The following is a 14,984-nucleotide window of genomic DNA, read 5'->3' as shown; positions in this document are numbered from 1 at the left end:
ATGGTTATTTACGACAAGCCGTCTTTTAAGCTAGAAATCGATAATCAGGGCCGGATTTTTGACCCTGTTTTATGCGATTATATTTCTATTGGTTCGGTAGGTGACAGAAAAGAAATACGATACATTAAAAACTGCGGCGGGTGTTGGAAGGGAGTCAGACTAACGCTAAAAAGTTTTGGTCTGAGCCGTCATCCACATAGGCGCTGTTTTGTGGTTAAGGAGGGCAGTGACTTTAAAGCTGAGCCTATTAATATTTCTTCCAAACGCGAACCGCAGACAAAAAAGTATTTGCAGCCAGAAGGCTTGGAGGATTTGATTGAAAAGTCGGAGGCGCTTGTTTGGCAAGCCAAAGATTTGATTCAACTAAAATGAGAACGGGTCGGATTTTCCGCCGGTAGGGGAGAGATCGCTTTCTCTGGCTGGCACCAGGTTTCTAATAGCCTCAATCGTTTTTTGATCGACCTTGAGCTGAGTGGTCTTAATATTTTCCTTCTGCTTTTCCAGGTAGGCCTGATCTGGTCCGATGGTAGTGATTAGGCTGATTTGATACAAGGTATATATCAGTATTGAGCCGATAGATATGGCTATCAGTGTTTTTTGCTTTTTAATTAGTAGTTCTAGTAGTTGCTTGGTCATGGCTTTACGTAGGCATGCAGGGTGACAGTGAAGGTCAATGAGCCTCTTTCTCCGCGGTTAATGTTCAGGTTTGTAACGCTGGTATAGCGGTTCAGTCTTTCTTGTTTTTGCAAAAAGCTCTGTAGCTGGGCATATGAACCACCCAAGTTGAAAGTTACCGGAATTGCCAATACATCACCCAGTTTGACTGTCTGGCTTATGGTGTTTGGTAGGGTGGTATTGGGTTGAAAGGTTAAATTAGTAATAGACATACCGCTTTGGGTTGCGATGTCTTGAAGCTGCAGGGCAAGTTCTGACTGTTGTTTTGTCTTAGGCAGAGCAGCTTCGATATCGCCCAGCAAGGGGGTGAGTTTTTTATACTGCTCCTCCAAGTCGTTTAATTGGCTCAGACGCTCGTCGGCCAGCTGTTCGTCGGCCAGCTTCTGGCTGAGAATTCTAGTGCCGTTAGACAGGCTCTGGCTTACCATATAATACCCAAAACCGCCCAAGACTAAGAGGGTGACAATAGCAATCACTAGTATTACGAAAAATTTATTTGGCTTCATCGTGATTGCCCCGCGTTAAATGCTATCGTTACCACCACCTTGTGCTGGCCGCCCTCGCTTTGGGTAATAGATTCCAAATCGGCTGCTCCAATACGAGTAGAGCGGGCCAGGCTTTCTCTAAAGCTTAATCCTGCCCGGTAGTTTTTTGCGGTAGCATCTATGCGCACAGGCTTTTTATCATCTCCCGTCAGGGTAATGGTATCGATCGCTACATCACTAGGTGTGGCCGCTGCTAGGTCGCTTAAAAGCAGAGAAAATTTTGCTTGGTTTTTCTGGATGCTTTGTATCGACACTAGCCGGGAATTGATGGCTTTGGCGCTTGTTTCGAGTTCTTTACTTTTTGCAATCTGCTCGTTTTTCTCTCTGTTGGTTTTATCTATAGCCGCAATTTGACCCTCTAAATACATGCGGCCTCCCACCATCATTCCACCGATTACAACAGCCAGCAGTACGATAATTTTAATATATCGAATCAGCCTGGCATTCTTTTTAGAGTATTCTACCTGGAATTTAATATCCGGTGGCAGAAGATTAACCATGCTTAGGCTCCTCTCTCAGCGCCAGCCCTACAGCAGTAGTAAACATTGGAGCATCTTTTTTGGTGGCTTCTTGGACCTTATTCGACACCAAATGATTCCAAGGGTTTGCAACCACTAAAGGCAGCCCAAGCTCTTTCTGCATATAGTCGGCCAGGCCTGGCATTCTAGCCGAACCCCCGGCTATCACTACCGAGGCTACCTTGGGCTGATGCTCGGCTCGCTCCTGGTAAAACTTCAGCACCCTCTTAGCCTCTTTAATCATGGTTTTAAAATCCGGCTCAAGAGCAGCCAAAACTTTATCTTTAAAATCACTTTCAGCGATGCCGAATTTTACTTTGATTTCAGTTGCTTGGTCTGGCTGGACGCTCAGCGCCTTTACCAGACTTAAGGTAAAGTGCTCCCCACCAATTGCCACGCTCCCCGTTAGGGGTACGACTTTGTCGAAAATCGTCAAGTCGGTTGACTCGGAGCCGATATCGATTACCAAAGTACTTTGCAACTGCTCACCGGAATGCATAATAGCGCGTACAACAGCCGTCATATTCGATTCAACTGCTGCCGCTTCAAGACCCATGAAGTCGAACAGTTTTATATATGAATCAACAATTGCGCGGGGGGCGGCTACCATTAGAACATCCATATGCTCTTTGTCGCCTTTTGCATTCTTGCTATGGCCGATTATTTCATGATCCAAATACAGATCATTAATCGGGACCGGCACGTACTGCTCGGCTTCAAATTTGACCGCCTGTGCCAGATCAGCTGCCGCCATTACCGGTATTTGGATGGTACGAATAAAGGTTTTACCGGCAGGCAAACCGGCTACTACCCGTTTAGCGGTAATAGAACCGTAGCCGAGCTGTTTCAAAAGAGGCTTGACCTTCTGGGCCATTAATTGCGGGTCGACCACAATACCCTCTACGACTGCCTCTGAAGGAAAGTAGCAGTAGCCGTAGCCCTGAACCGCAGTTGATTTCCCAGACCCCTTCAGCTGCACGACTTTAACAGTTCGGCTACCGATGTCGAGGCCAAAATGGGGGGCGTTTTTATATACTAATGGAACTTTCAGAGACTCACCTCCAGGTAAGCATTACCATTTTAGTATACCAGATACGATTGCAATTATCACTTGAAGACTTGCTCATAATGCCGCACATCCCAGGCGCTGATTGTGCCACCGACCGTAAAGCCGAAGGTAACTGTACCAGGGTTACGCAGCACCACGCTCTGCCCGATCAGAGATCCGACATTGGTAGCATTTTCTACTCCCACTTGGCTCCACCTGGCATAGAAGCGGGAGTTAACACCGGTAAAACCGTTGCGGAAAGTGATTGTTTCAAATCCCTGCGCAGTCGCCAGTCCCGGTCCTGTCAGGTTTATACAGTTTGGGGTACAGGCGGCGCCATTGGCGTGGTAGGTAATCACTCTGAATCCGACACCAGTAATATTTGCGTTCATAGAGGCTTGGTTCTGAGGTTTAAACCCGCCCGCGCCATCAATAGCGATAGTTGGAGGGTTATTGGGGTCCGTTAATGTGGGGTCGACTGTTAAGACCGCGCTTTGGGTCATTTCCAGGTCGCCATCTATCCATATATCACCTTTAACAATCACAACGCAGTTATGGCTGATCTCTACATCACCTTTAAAGTGAGTATGGTCAGCCCAGATAGTAACCGGTGACCCCACCGGGCAATCGCCGTTATCGACCCGCTCTTTTATAACGGGGTAATTGATAGGCGTTAATGTCGGCCTGTTGTCTGCAGGCAGAGGCACAGTTGCAGCTCCGGCAGAAACCGTGCCCGAAGCATCAATATCACAGTTGGTGCCTTGCAGATTTACGTGCACATTTCCCCAGATTTTTGCCCTATTAGTCATACAAATCGCATCATTTTGATTAGTAGCGCCAATATAACCGTCTTGGTTTGCGAGGCAGGCTAAGGGGTAGAGGGCGTTGGCCGGCCGCGGGCAGGCATTATTGGCTACATGGACAGTTGCCGGGGTGGCAGCCGTACCGATTTGGGCGGTATTGCTCATTTTCAGCCTTCCGTTCAAGTAGACTTCGCCGCTTCCGACTACCGCCGTGTTGCTCATGGTCAGTCCGCCGGCACCGGTTTGTACGGCATACGGATTCCCGATTACAGCACCAAGGACCAGCTTTACCTTACGGGTTACAATCGGTTGGGCGGCAGTCTGCGGATAGTAGACTTTACCGGTGGCCAGAACCACCTTCTCATTAGCAATAGAGCCATTTTTTACACAACTTTCGTATGTTACCTTTCCTTGGGTTGTATTGTCAGCAATCGTGATTGGCGTGACTGTAAATGAAGGATCGCAGGAATCGGTAGTGATTGGCAGCGCGTTGTTCGTACCTTTATAGTTATGGTCTTTGTTGATGTTGTACATAAAGTTGTCGGCCCCGGCTTCGGCCGCCTGCAGGGCACTGGTAGCAATAAGCGTACGCCGAGCACTGCTGTAATGGCTAACACTGAACTCAGCTATAGCCAGCGAGGAGACGATGAAGAAAAAGGTGATAATAAAGGCACCGACTATAATTATGCCTTTTTGTTGTTTAAGTAGCTTCATTATTTATTCCTCAGCGTTGTACGGCTAGTTAAGCTATTCTGGTATTCACGTCCGAACCTGGTTCGTTTTTGGGTTAAAGTCATACCAACCGAATGAGCCAGAGAGGGGGTTACGATAGGGGTGTTATTAACATCAAAGTAGGCAGCGGTAATATTGGCGACATCTTCAATCACTTTCGCGTCTGCCGGGCAGGCGGCACTAGCCACAGCCGGCGGGCAAGTGGTTTTAGCTGCATTGCCTGGGTCTGGGTTTGCCAAGGTCCGGCGGTAGAGGGTTTTTTTGGCGCCATCGACAAAGTAGATTACATCATTAGTTTTTAATACGGTATGTGCCGGATCGGCGAAAATCAGTTCGCCATTTGTATCGTGTGCCGGCACCGCCAGCACCAAAACGGAAGGGGAGGCATTGTTGGATGACCAGCCGAAAGGGTTACCGCTCGGTCCGTTAGGGTCGGCCCATTGGTTGACGGCTTCTATAGAGCTAGCTGCCCGCAGATCCCGGGAGGCGGTTTCCAGTGCTTGCTTGGTGTTAGCTTGCAAGATCAGTAGGGTTTCAGAACGGGCGTAATCGATCAGTCTGTTAACATAGAAATCAGATAATACCACTGCCATAATACCGACTATGACGGTACCTATTAAGAGCTCTAGCATGCTTGTGCCCCGCTGGCTCTTTAAACAGAAAAGCCGGCTCACCTGTTTATTCCTCGTTGGGTAATATAGGTTGTTACCTGTACTTTCTTAGCCTTTTTACCTTCAGTATATGTGATTAAAATATCGACCCTCTTTAAGCCTGGTGGCGCTTCAACGACCACAGCAGTTCCGGATTTCGGCGAACCCAGTCCGGTGGGTAGCGTGCTAGTAAAATCACTGCTTCCGGTGGGTATAGAGGCGTAGCCGGCATCGCGGTAAACCTCGATCTTTTCTTGGGCAGTTGCGGTAGCCGAAGAAATATTGCGAGCCTGTCTTGTCAGATTCCCCACAGTTATGAATATTTCTGCTACAGCTATGGCTGCTGCTGCCACAAAAGAGGCTGTAACTATCAGCTCAATCAGCGTAAGTCCGTGCTGGTTTTTTATCCGCCGTTTCATCTAGAACCATTATAGCTTAAGCGTTTTACAACCACAAAAAAACGGCCCCTTGCAGGGCCGTTTTTTTAACTACTTAAGGTTTAGTTGGCGCTTGAAATCGTGTAGTCACCATTAGCATCGGCTTGGCCATCTTTGGCGTTTTCGAAGTGAGCCTTTAGCTCATACCCTGTACAGGTAGTTCCGGTACAGCCGCTAGGCGTATAGGTATAGATTAGGGTTCCACTGTTCTTAGGATCTTTGGGCAGATCCTTAATGTAATCCGTCTCTAGCTTACTTTCCAGACCGTTGTAATCGCCGCTTGGGTAGGCGCTGTAATCGTTGTAGTACGTCTCAAGCGCGGTTTTTACGTTACGCAAATCGCTTTTACGTTGCGAGTCACGGGCGCGCTTAGGGCCACTGGTTAGGTTCGGAATAATCAGAACCGCCAGAATACCAATGATGACGATCACAATCAGCAATTCAAGCAGAGTGAAACCGCCTTGTTTTCTTAATAGTTTTTTCATTCGAGTGCTTACCTCCTAGTATTAATAAGTTCAAAGCCAAAGCTTTACTTAAGTTCATTATAAAAGGCTTATGCTTAAATAGTCAAGCGATTCACCTGAGCTGACTGGTGCTATATTGCTTCATTCAAAGATGAGAGCGGCCCGAAGACCGAGATGACGATGAATCCGACCATGCCGCCCAAGACTAGAATTAGAATCGGTTCAATAATAGAGGTCAAGCCGGCTATTACGGCATCTACTTCTTTTTCGTAAAATTCCGCCAGCTTAATTAATATGGAATCAAGCTGGCCGGTTTCTTCGCCGACGGCCAGCATCTGGGCGACAATCGGGGGAAAAACCTCATTTTTAGCAATCGTTTCCGATATCGGCTTGCCGGCCTTAACCTCTTTGGCAACCTCTTTAAGGCCATCCTGAAAGACTGTGTTGTTTAAGGCGGTGGCTGTGGACTGCAGGGCATCCAAGACAGATAGCCCCGAGCTCATCAGTGAGCCGAAAGTCCTGGCAAACCGCGCTATATTCACTTTCACGATAATCTGCCCGAAAATCGGCAGGCGCAGCAGGAAGCGGTCAAAAACTCGCTTGCCGCTTGGGGTGCGAACGAAGCGTATAAACAAAACTACCATGACAACCAGCCCAGCCAGTAGAAATAGGCCGTAGTTTATCAGGCTGCTGCTGATTAATAGCATAATTTTGGTGTAGATTGGCAGTTCGCCGCCTAATCCTTCGAAGATGGCGGACAGTTTTGGCACAATCACCACCATTAAGAAAAAAAAGGCAGCAACTGTAACCGATGTAATAACGGCGGGGTAGATCATAGCGCCGCGGACTTTGCCGACAATTTCGGCATCTTTTTCCTGCTGGGTAGCTAGTCTATCAAGCACTTGGTCGAGCAGTCCGCCCGATTCCCCGGCTTTAACCATATTGACGTAAACCGGAGAAAACACATCCGGGTGGGCCGCCAGAGCCGCCGATAGTGTCGAGCCGCCCTCCACCTTTTTTGCCGTGTCGCCAATTGCGGCCTTGAACTTACGACTAGTAGTCTGCTTTTCGAGGATTGCCAGCGATTGCACAATCGGCACACCGGCATTAATCATGGTGGCAAACTGCCGCGAGAATATGACTTTTTCTACCAGCTTTATTCTAGAACCGAACGGTAGGCGCAAATTAAGCCCGGAGGCGGTCTTTGCAACCTCTTCTTTTACCAGGATCGGAGTTAGCCCCTTATCGATTAAGTTAGCAGCAGCTGAGGATTGATCGGCAGCTATCAGGGTACCCTTTTTAAGCTCACCTTTCTTGTCTTTAGCTGTGTAGGCAAATGTAGCCATACTACTCCTTTGTGACCCTTAGCACTTCTTCGATTGTCGTCATACCTCTCAGGGCTTTTAAGAAACCGTCTTGCTGCATAGTCAGCATACCGGCCTCAATAGCGGCACTCTGGATCTCTTCGCTAGTAGCGTGGTTCACAATCAGCTGGCCAATTTTTTCATCTACACCTAGCACCTCGTAAATACCCATTCGGCCTATATAGCCGTTGCCGCCGCATTCCTCACATCCTTTGCCGGATTTGTATAGTTCAAACTCGCCGTCTTTTAATGTTTTGGGTACTGCCGGTTCGACTTTGGCGGCTGCTGTATTGGGCTTATCGTCCATAATATCTTCTTTAGTGTGGTCAACTATGTTCGGATCGGAAGAGATTTTTTGCATAATCTCTTTACCAGAGCCGTCTGTCCTCTTTTTCTTTTTAAGGTCTTCAATCTGCTTTTGAGCCGCCGCGTGCTGTTCATGGAAGCGCTTTAAGGCACCTTCTACCTGAAAGTCGCTCTTAATATCTTCAAGAGCGGCGCCCTCCGGCACATAACTGATGCGACAGTTGTGGCAAAGCTTGCGTACCAAACGCTGCCCGATAACGGTATTAACAGTAGAGGCGATTAAAAAGGGCTCGATTTTCATATCTAGCAGGCGGGGCAGGGTAGTGGCGGCATTATTGGTGTGTAGGGTAGAGAGCACAACGTGTCCGGTCAGGGCAGCCTGCACCGCTAGATCGGCAGTCTCTTTATCGCGAATCTCACCGACCATGATAATGTTCGGGTCCTGGCGCAAGAGAGATCTAAGGCCGGTGGCAAAGGTCATGCCGGTTTTAGTATTTACTTGCGTTTGATTAACACCGGGAATACGATATTCTACCGGATCTTCCACCGTAGAAATATTCACTCCGGGAGTATTCATGGTGGTTAGAATACTGTAGAGTGTAGTCGATTTACCTGAGCCTGTCGGGCCGGTTACCAGTACCATTCCGTGTGGTTTTTTAAGGCTCGCGTTAATAATGGCAAAACCCTTGCCTTCTATGCCCAGCTCTTCTAAGGTCAAAGCTTTGGCCGATTCATCGAGCAGACGCATTACTACCTTTTCGCCGTCCATCACCGGCAGTGTGGAAACACGCAGGGCAACCGTTTTTGAACCCATTACGAATTTAAAGCGTCCGTCTTGCGGCACGCGATGCTCGTCGATCTTGAGGTTTGAGAGAATCTTAATGCGCGAGACAACCGCCGGCAGAATTGGCCGAGGTAGGGTCATGGTTTCGCGCAGCACACCATCTATTCGGTAGCGGATTTGCACAAGGCTTTCCCTTGGTTCGATGTGGATGTCTGAAGCCCTAGATTTAATAGCATATTCTAGAATAATATTGACGGTTTTGGCGATTGGAGCATCTTCGGCCAAATCTTTGGCGCTGACTTCCTGTTGGTTTTCCTCTTCTGTCGAAGAGTCCTTAATGGCTTTGGTGATTTCACTGGAGATATTGCCTTTGTATTGATCTATGAGTGCCATAATATCGGTCAGAGCAGCCAAGTGAATTTTAACGTCCAGCCCGATCTGTTTGGAGATAAAGTCAGCGGCTTGGAAATCTTCCGGGTCGGCCATAGCCAAGAGTAGTTGCGAACCCTCCTTGCCGAATAATACTGCTTGGTATTTGCGGGCAATACGTTCGGGAATTTTGGTCAGAATATCACGCGGGATTTTTTGGTCTTTCAGCTCCACGTAAGGGACCTCAATGCTTTTGGCATACAGTTCCAGAAGCTGTTTTTCAGATATTATTTTACGTTTAAGCACAGCCGCTAGCAGAGGCTCACCGGTCTGCTCATGAGCTTCTTCGGCTTCTTTAATAACCTCAGGTTTAACCTTGTTTTCTATCAGCAGGCGTTTAAGCTCCGCTGTCGAGATACGCATATTAGAAACTCACCCCGTTTACGCACTAAATTATAGCATAAGCGCAATATAAGCGGTTACGCTGTATTCGCAGATTTTATGAATATAAAAGCCGGCTTTAATCTTAAACTTGACGGAAGTTAAGCATTTTCTATAAACTAACAAATATTCAAGAGGGTATCACTAAGTGGAGCCCTCTTTTGTTTTTACGAATTTTTGCATCAATCATCATAGCAGTAGCCGGTTTCGGAGGTGTGGCACTAGCCAGTGCGGAACATTTAGTAATAAGCGAGTTGCAGACTGGCACCTCAGCCAGCTCTGGGGAGGAGTTCGCTGAGCTATATAACCCTACCGACTCGGATATTGATGTGGATGGGTGGAAGTTGGAGTACAAATCAGCTGCCTCGGCCGATACTGATACGTCTTGGAGCACCAAGGCTACACTTACAGGCACCATTAAGGCCCACGGCTTTTATTTGATTGCCTCGGCCGATTATCTGCCCCCAGCCGACGCGCAGCTTTCAGTTGGCTTTTCGGCTACCGCTGGGCATGTGCGGATTGTTAACAGCAACGGGGCGGCAATAGACAAGTTGGGTTATGGCGTAACCGCTAACGCGCCCGAGACAGCACCGGCCAGCGCCCCGGCTGCGGGTCAAAGCTTGGAAAGGCTGCCGGGCCTCATCAGAGAGCTAGCCGGCAACGGCACCGACACCGATGATAATGCCAACGATTTTGTATTGCGCTTGTCTCCTCAACCGCAAAGCACATCGGCAACTTCTGAGCCTGCCGATATTCAGGGTGATGAATCGCCAGAAAATCCCGCCCCAGAAGAATCTGAAGAGCCTACACCGAGCCCAGACTATCTACCAGTTAGTATTACAGAGCTTTTAGTCGATCCCCAGACACCGCTGACAGATAGTGAGGATGAGTTTATTGAGCTATACAACTCAAATAGCGAACCGGTAAGCCTAGAGGGCTATGTGCTGAAATCCGGTACTGGCCTGCATGACTCTTACACCCTGCCCGAAATAATCATCAACCCCGGTGAATATGTGGTCGTATATGCCAAAGATACCGGCTTAAGCCTGGTGAATACCGGCGGCACCGCCCAGCTGCTAGATCCTTCCGGCAAGATAGTCGGCCAAGCCGATGCTTACCCCGCTGCCGAGCCGGGGTTGGCGTGGGCATTGGTTGCAGGTGCGTGGCAGTGGACGCTGCAGACCACACCCGCACAGGCGAACGTGCTGGTAGCGCCGCTGGTAGCAGACAAAGCCAAAGCGGAAAAGCCCAAAGCCACCAAAAAGGCGTCTGCCAAAGCCAAAACCAAAGCCAGTAAGGCAAAATCTGCCAAAGCAGTTAAAGCTTCTAAAACTTCTAAAGCCAAAGTTGCCTCGGCTGCTCCGGCCCAGCGCCCAAAAGCAGCTAATTTTAAACCGGCCGACTGGTTGATTGGTATACTGATTACATTAACACTCGGATACGCGATTTATGAATTCCGCTACGACATACAAAACATCTACCACAAGCTCCGCGGCCACGGAAAAGCTCGGGGCTAAACTAGGCTCCTTATTACGCGGCGGAGAGGTATTAGAACTGGCCAGCGATCTCGGCGGCGGCAAAACCACGCTCATCCGCGGTGTGCTACGCGGATTGGGGTACGCAGAAAGCGTTCCCAGCCCGACCTTTACTATTAGTCGCGTATATAAGGTACGGGATAATCTAGAGTTCCATCACTTCGATTTCTACCGTCTTGGTGCCGGAGACATTGTAGATATGGAGCTGGCCGAGGTGCTGGGTGATTCAAGATCAATCGTGGCCGTGGAATGGGGGCAGCACAGCGGTGCCGGCCTACCGCAGGAACGGGTTAGAATCCACCTGGAACCCGGTAAGGCAGAGGACGAGAGGGGAATAATAGTTGAGGCACTGAGCTCAAAGCTAAACTACATCATAGAAGGGTTAAAAAAGTGATTTTAGTTATACGCACTGATAGGAGCGAGGCACAAGTCGGTTTGTTCGACGGTCAAAAAGAAATCGATGTAGAGAAGTGGGAGGCCGGCCGGCAACTAGCTGATACCCTCCTAGACCGCATTAAGGATCTGCTGAAAAAACATAACTTAGAGTGGAAGGATCTATCTGGCATAGTCGCCTTTAAAGGCCCCGGCTCATTTACTGGTTTGCGAATAGGCGTCACTGTGGCAAATACAATCGCTTATGCCCAGAAAATCCCTATTGTTGATGCAAATGGCGAGAACTGGGTAAGTGATGGGCAAAAGCGCTTGCAGAAAGATGAAAACGATACGCAGATTATCCCCGAGTATGGGGCAAAACCGAATATAACTCGCCCCAAATAGCTTGATATCGGCCGGTTTTTGGGCTTAAATAAATGTACTCTTAATTATTAAATTGTTATTTTTGCTGAAATAATTAATCTTCTCTTTTTTCGGTCCAACTTGATACCCGGATCGCAATTAAGAAGAAAAACTTGTTTCAGCCTCAGTAGAAAATCTGGATATTTGAGTAGATTTCAAGAAAGGCGCTAGCAGTAGCCTGATGAAGAAATTGTGACAAATAGGCAGACTTTCTCGCAAGAAAGGTTGTAAATTATGGAAGTAGCTGTACTTTTGGCCGTCTTAGGTGTTGGCGCCGGCGGTGGCTATGCGTCTAGTATTTATATGGCGCGCAGAAAAACTCGCACGGCTGAGGCAAAGGCCGACTCTATGCTAAAAGAAGCCAAACAAAAAGCCCAAGAGGTCGAACTGAATGCCAAAGAACAGGCCATAAAAATCGCCGAGGAAAACAAAGCCGAGGAAAAGCAACGGCGCGATAAACTGGCCGAAACAGAAAACCGGCTGGCCAGCCGCGAAACCACGCTAGATCGTAAGCTAGATGAGCTAGACAAGCGGGCCGAAGCTCTGCGCCAGAGTGAGAGTAGCCTAGAGGAGCTCAAGGATGATCTGCGTAAGTTAAGAATCAAACAGCAGGACAATTTAGAAAAAATTGCCAAACTAAGCACGGAAGAAGCTGCAGGGAAGCTGATGCAAATGACCGAAAAGAGCCTAAAAGAAGACTTGCTTAAGCTGATTGATAAACTGCAAAAAGATGCCAAGGAAGAAGCTGAAGACCGTTCGCGCATGATTCTAGCTACCGCAATGGAGCGTATGGCCTCCGAGCAGACTCAGGAGCGCACAGTAACCACCGTGGATCTGCCCAGCGAGGAGCTGAAGGGGCGGGTTATCGGTAAAGAGGGTCGTAATATCCAGACCCTGGAGCGCCTGACCGGCGTGGATGTACTAGTAGATGACACACCTGGCGTTATTGTGCTTTCTAGCTTCGACCCGATCCGCCGCCAAATAGCCAGAATCGCCCTAGAAAAGTTACTCTCAGACGGGCGCATTAACCCTTCTAGAATCGAAGAGGTAGTAGAAAAGGCCCATGGTGAGGTAGAAAAAATCGTAAAAGAGGCCGGTGAACGCGCCACCAAAGAGGCCGGGGTAGTAGGCTTGCACCCGGAGCTTGTGAAGCTATTAGGCCAGCTGCGGTTTAGGACCTCTTACAGCCAGAACGTGCTGAAACACTCGGTAGAAATGGCAAACCTGTCTGCCATGATAGCCAGCGAAATCGGAGCCGATGTGCGTATAGCCAAAACGGCGGCCCTCTTGCATGATCTCGGTAAGGCCGTAACTCACGAAATCGAGGGCCAGCACCATCACATATCGCGCGATATGGCTTCCAAGTATGGGCTGGAGGAAGCTATCTGCCACGCGATTGAGGCCCATCACGATGACATTGAAGCTACCACTCCAGAGGCGGTAATCGTACGTATAGCCGATGGCCTTTCTGGTAGCCGGCCGGGAGCTAGGGGCGACACCTACGAAAACTACATTAAGCGTATGACCGAGCTAGAGAACCTAGCCAACGCCTTCCCGGGAATTCAAAAAAGCTTTGCCGTTTCGGCCGGCCGTGAATTGCGGGTAATAGTAGTGCCCGAAGAAATAGATGACCTCTCGGCTATTAAGCTAGCTAGCGACCTGGCTACTAAGATAGAAGCCACTCTTAAATATCCCGGTGTCATTAAAGTGAATGTAATTCGCGAAACCCGCGCTATTGAGTACGCCAAGTAATGGATCAGCCAGCGCCGGAAATAACTAAAGAGACCAAGCTGCTTTCGATTGATGTCGAAAGTAACGGCCTGCATGGTGAGGCATTTGCCGTAGGGGCGGTCTTAATGAACGCCAAGGGTGAAGTGCTAGATGAGTTTATTGGCCGCTGTCCGGTTGTGGGTAAGATTGACCCTTGGGTAAAAGACAACGTCATTAAGCCGATGAAAGACGTGCCAGAAGATTACCCGAATGCCAAAAAAATGCGTGACGCTTTCTGGAGTTGGTACCTGCCCGCTAAAAACCAGGCCGATTACGTGCTGGCCGATAACGGCTACCCGGTAGAAGCGCGCTTTTTGATCCAGTGCCAGGATGATGATATTGAGGATCGCTATTGGGGCCACCCGTTCCCGCTGCTAGATCTCGCCTCTATGCTGCTTCAGGTGGGCATTAAGCCGCTGGCTGTACGCAAAAAGATGGTGGAGGATAAAATGGGCGGCGCGCCCTCCCTACACCATAACCCCCGCTGGGACGCGCAAGTTTCGGCTCTGGCCGCTTTTGAGGCCTGGAAGCTGTCGGGCCAGCTGAAGTCATAGCTGTTTTGCTTGTTTAGGCTACCTGCTTGAATTAAACTTTACTTAGTAAGGAGCACAAAACACGATGACAAAGCAAAAACTCGTGGAAACCCTATCCCGCGAAACCAAGCTTAGCAAGAGGGAAGTGGAGAATGTGCTCGCTATTTTCACCGATATCGTCAGCCGTACTATCAAGAAGGGCGAAAAGGTATCTATTACCGGTTTCGGAACCTTCGATCTGGGCAAGCGGGCCGCCCGGCGCGGGGTCAACCCCCAGACCGGCAAGGATATTCGTATTCCGCAAATGCCTATGCCGCGCTTTCGGGCAGGTAAACGCCTGAAGGAAGGCGTACGAAAAAAAGCCGACTAATAAAGTAGTAGGAATAAGAAATGGCAAATGTAAAACAACAACTAAACAGCTTCCCGCTTGATACCCGTGAAGATATAGTAGTTAACGCGATAGAGATTTTTGACACGGTTAAACACTCTCTGATGGTTCTTGATAAAAATTTTGTTGTTATTCTGGCAAACCCGGCATTTTACAGCACATTTGAAGTCACTAGAGAAGAAACAGAAAATGTGCGCCTGTACGACATAGGAAATGGCCAATGGAATATCGATAAGCTTAAGATACTGCTTGAAAAAATTATTCCTAAAAATTCGGCAGTCGATGACTATGAGGTAACTCATAATTTCGAACATATTGGCGAAAAGGTAATGCTGCTTAATGCTAGAGAGATAATGCGTCAGGATAATAGACAAAAGGTTATCTTGCTGGCTATAGAAGATATCACGGCCAGTAAACAGCTCGAAAAGCAGGCGAAAGAAGCGGAAAGCCAAGTAAGCACAATTTTAGAAAAACTTGTAGGGTCAGCCGAGAGACATTCTGGCGGTACCGCCCCTCAAACCCGACCTAAGGAAAAACAGTAAAAAAAGGGCACTAGGCGCCTCTTTTCTGCAAGCATATAGAATCGATTTTATATGCATGAGTTCCTTGGGGCGAGCTAGGTTAATGATTCCTTTGTTGTTATTAAAAAATAAGATTTAATATTAGCGTTAGTAATATTGAGCCTATAATGCTCAGTAATATGCTGGTCTTCCAAAAAAACTTTACTTTAATTGTATTCTCCTCAGACTGTTAGTGGTTATTCGTCGGAGACAATCTTCAAGTCGCTCAAAGAACCTAGCCTCCGTCATATTAAATTTTGATTTTTC

At 48.3% G+C, this 14,984-nt stretch carries 18 protein-coding genes; 8 read left to right on the top strand and 10 right to left on the bottom strand.

Going from position 1 to position 14,984, the window contains the following annotated elements:
* Positions 1-372, top strand: coding sequence for a hypothetical protein (locus VNA68_03345; protein ID HVE81141.1), 372 nt, complete (start codon positions 1-3; stop codon positions 370-372).
* On the opposite strand, the gene VNA68_03340 is transcribed toward VNA68_03345, so the two are convergent.
* The 10 genes from VNA68_03340 to VNA68_03295 all read right to left on the bottom strand — a co-directional run bounded on the left by VNA68_03340 (position 364) and on the right by VNA68_03295 (position 9,118).
* Positions 364-636, bottom strand: coding sequence for a hypothetical protein (locus VNA68_03340; protein HVE81140.1), 273 nt, complete (start codon positions 634-636; stop codon positions 364-366). The genes VNA68_03345 and VNA68_03340 overlap by 9 nt on opposite strands.
* The gene (gene pilO / locus VNA68_03335) at positions 633-1,181 is read right to left on the bottom strand and encodes a type 4a pilus biogenesis protein PilO (GenBank protein ID HVE81139.1); all 549 of its coding nucleotides are present in this window, start codon (positions 1,179-1,181) and stop codon (positions 633-635) included. The genes VNA68_03340 and pilO overlap by 4 nt, the downstream gene beginning before the upstream one ends.
* Positions 1,178-1,720 (bottom strand): PilN domain-containing protein, encoded by a 543-nt coding sequence (locus VNA68_03330; GenBank protein HVE81138.1) that lies wholly within the window; start codon positions 1,718-1,720, stop codon positions 1,178-1,180. Before VNA68_03330 ends, pilO begins: the two co-directional genes overlap by 4 nt.
* Positions 1,713-2,741 carry a type IV pilus assembly protein PilM gene (pilM, locus tag VNA68_03325; protein HVE81137.1) on the bottom strand — a complete coding sequence of 343 codons (1,029 nt, stop codon included), beginning with the start codon at positions 2,739-2,741 and terminating at the stop codon, positions 1,713-1,715. The genes VNA68_03330 and pilM overlap by 8 nt, the downstream gene beginning before the upstream one ends.
* Positions 2,742-2,845: 104 nt before the next feature.
* Positions 2,846-4,303: a hypothetical protein gene (locus tag VNA68_03320; GenBank protein ID HVE81136.1), complete on the bottom strand. Its 1,458-nt coding sequence runs from the start codon at positions 4,301-4,303 to the stop codon at positions 2,846-2,848.
* The gene (locus tag VNA68_03315) at positions 4,303-4,953 is read right to left on the bottom strand and encodes a hypothetical protein (GenBank protein ID HVE81135.1); all 651 of its coding nucleotides are present in this window, start codon (positions 4,951-4,953) and stop codon (positions 4,303-4,305) included. The genes VNA68_03320 and VNA68_03315 overlap by 1 nt, the downstream gene beginning before the upstream one ends.
* Before the next feature lie 38 nt (positions 4,954-4,991).
* The gene (locus VNA68_03310) at positions 4,992-5,390 is read right to left on the bottom strand and encodes a hypothetical protein (protein HVE81134.1); all 399 of its coding nucleotides are present in this window, start codon (positions 5,388-5,390) and stop codon (positions 4,992-4,994) included.
* An 80-nt stretch (positions 5,391-5,470) separates the two neighbouring features.
* Positions 5,471-5,893, bottom strand: coding sequence for a prepilin-type N-terminal cleavage/methylation domain-containing protein (locus VNA68_03305; protein ID HVE81133.1), 423 nt, complete (start codon positions 5,891-5,893; stop codon positions 5,471-5,473).
* Positions 5,894-6,003: 110 nt separating this feature from the next.
* Positions 6,004-7,218, bottom strand: a complete 1,215-nt coding sequence (locus tag VNA68_03300) for a type II secretion system F family protein (GenBank protein ID HVE81132.1) — start codon at positions 7,216-7,218, stop codon at positions 6,004-6,006.
* 1 nt (position 7,219) lies between these two features.
* Entirely contained in the window at positions 7,220-9,118 is a 1,899-nt protein-coding gene (locus VNA68_03295; protein ID HVE81131.1) for an ATPase, T2SS/T4P/T4SS family, read from the bottom strand.
* A gap of 179 nt (positions 9,119-9,297) precedes the next feature.
* Here VNA68_03295 and VNA68_03290 point away from each other — a divergent pair, with 179 nt between their 5' ends.
* From VNA68_03290 to VNA68_03260, 7 genes are all read left to right on the top strand, one after another.
* Complete coding sequence (locus VNA68_03290; protein HVE81130.1) at positions 9,298-10,653, top strand: lamin tail domain-containing protein; 1,356 nt, start codon at positions 9,298-9,300, stop codon at positions 10,651-10,653.
* Positions 10,586-11,065 (top strand): tRNA (adenosine(37)-N6)-threonylcarbamoyltransferase complex ATPase subunit type 1 TsaE, encoded by a 480-nt coding sequence (gene tsaE / locus VNA68_03285; GenBank protein HVE81129.1) that lies wholly within the window; start codon positions 10,586-10,588, stop codon positions 11,063-11,065. Before VNA68_03290 ends, tsaE begins: the two co-directional genes overlap by 68 nt.
* Entirely contained in the window at positions 11,062-11,448 is a 387-nt protein-coding gene (gene tsaB / locus VNA68_03280; protein HVE81128.1) for a tRNA (adenosine(37)-N6)-threonylcarbamoyltransferase complex dimerization subunit type 1 TsaB, read from the top strand. The genes tsaE and tsaB overlap by 4 nt, the downstream gene beginning before the upstream one ends.
* 252 nt (positions 11,449-11,700) lie before the next feature.
* Positions 11,701-13,218: a ribonuclease Y gene (gene rny / locus VNA68_03275; GenBank protein HVE81127.1), complete on the top strand. Its 1,518-nt coding sequence runs from the start codon at positions 11,701-11,703 to the stop codon at positions 13,216-13,218.
* Positions 13,218-13,790, top strand: a complete 573-nt coding sequence (locus VNA68_03270) for a hypothetical protein (GenBank protein HVE81126.1) — start codon at positions 13,218-13,220, stop codon at positions 13,788-13,790. The genes rny and VNA68_03270 overlap by 1 nt, the downstream gene beginning before the upstream one ends.
* A gap of 64 nt (positions 13,791-13,854) precedes the next feature.
* Entirely contained in the window at positions 13,855-14,139 is a 285-nt protein-coding gene (locus tag VNA68_03265; GenBank protein ID HVE81125.1) for an HU family DNA-binding protein, read from the top strand.
* Positions 14,140-14,159: 20 nt separating this feature from the next.
* On the top strand, positions 14,160-14,699 hold the full coding sequence (locus VNA68_03260) for a PAS domain S-box protein (GenBank protein HVE81124.1): 540 nt from the start codon (positions 14,160-14,162) through the stop codon (positions 14,697-14,699).
* Positions 14,700-14,984 lie beyond the last annotated feature (285 nt).

The sequence above is a fragment of the Candidatus Dormiibacterota bacterium genome, from assembly GCA_035536395.1.
Lineage (GTDB): Bacteria > Patescibacteriota > Saccharimonadia > UBA4664 > DATLOE01 > DATLOE01.
This window is presented reverse-complemented; position numbering and strand designations above follow the sequence as displayed.

Bases quoted from the DNA above. Each gene is read 5' to 3' on its own strand.
- VNA68_03320 (HVE81136.1), bottom strand. From the start codon at position 4,303: ATGAAGCTACTTAAACAACAAAAAGGCATAATTATAGTCGGTGCCTTT.
- VNA68_03340 (HVE81140.1), bottom strand. From the start codon at position 636: ATGACCAAGCAACTACTAGAACTACTAATTAAAAAGCAAAAAACACTG.
- VNA68_03260 (HVE81124.1), top strand. From the start codon at position 14,160: ATGGCAAATGTAAAACAACAACTAAACAGCTTCCCGCTTGATACCCGT.
- VNA68_03270 (HVE81126.1), top strand. From the start codon at position 13,218: ATGGATCAGCCAGCGCCGGAAATAACTAAAGAGACCAAGCTGCTTTCG.
- VNA68_03305 (HVE81133.1), bottom strand. From the start codon at position 5,893: ATGAAAAAACTATTAAGAAAACAAGGCGGTTTCACTCTGCTTGAATTG.
- tsaE (HVE81129.1), top strand. From the start codon at position 10,586: ATGAATTCCGCTACGACATACAAAACATCTACCACAAGCTCCGCGGCC.
- VNA68_03300 (HVE81132.1), bottom strand. From the start codon at position 7,218: ATGGCTACATTTGCCTACACAGCTAAAGACAAGAAAGGTGAGCTTAAA.
- VNA68_03310 (HVE81134.1), bottom strand. From the start codon at position 5,390: ATGAAACGGCGGATAAAAAACCAGCACGGACTTACGCTGATTGAGCTG.
- VNA68_03315 (HVE81135.1), bottom strand. From the start codon at position 4,953: ATGCTAGAGCTCTTAATAGGTACCGTCATAGTCGGTATTATGGCAGTG.
- pilO (HVE81139.1), bottom strand. From the start codon at position 1,181: ATGAAGCCAAATAAATTTTTCGTAATACTAGTGATTGCTATTGTCACC.
- VNA68_03295 (HVE81131.1), bottom strand. From the start codon at position 9,118: ATGCGTATCTCGACAGCGGAGCTTAAACGCCTGCTGATAGAAAACAAG.
- VNA68_03330 (HVE81138.1), bottom strand. From the start codon at position 1,720: ATGGTTAATCTTCTGCCACCGGATATTAAATTCCAGGTAGAATACTCT.
- VNA68_03345 (HVE81141.1), top strand. From the start codon at position 1: ATGGTTATTTACGACAAGCCGTCTTTTAAGCTAGAAATCGATAATCAG.
- VNA68_03265 (HVE81125.1), top strand. From the start codon at position 13,855: ATGACAAAGCAAAAACTCGTGGAAACCCTATCCCGCGAAACCAAGCTT.
- rny (HVE81127.1), top strand. From the start codon at position 11,701: ATGGAAGTAGCTGTACTTTTGGCCGTCTTAGGTGTTGGCGCCGGCGGT.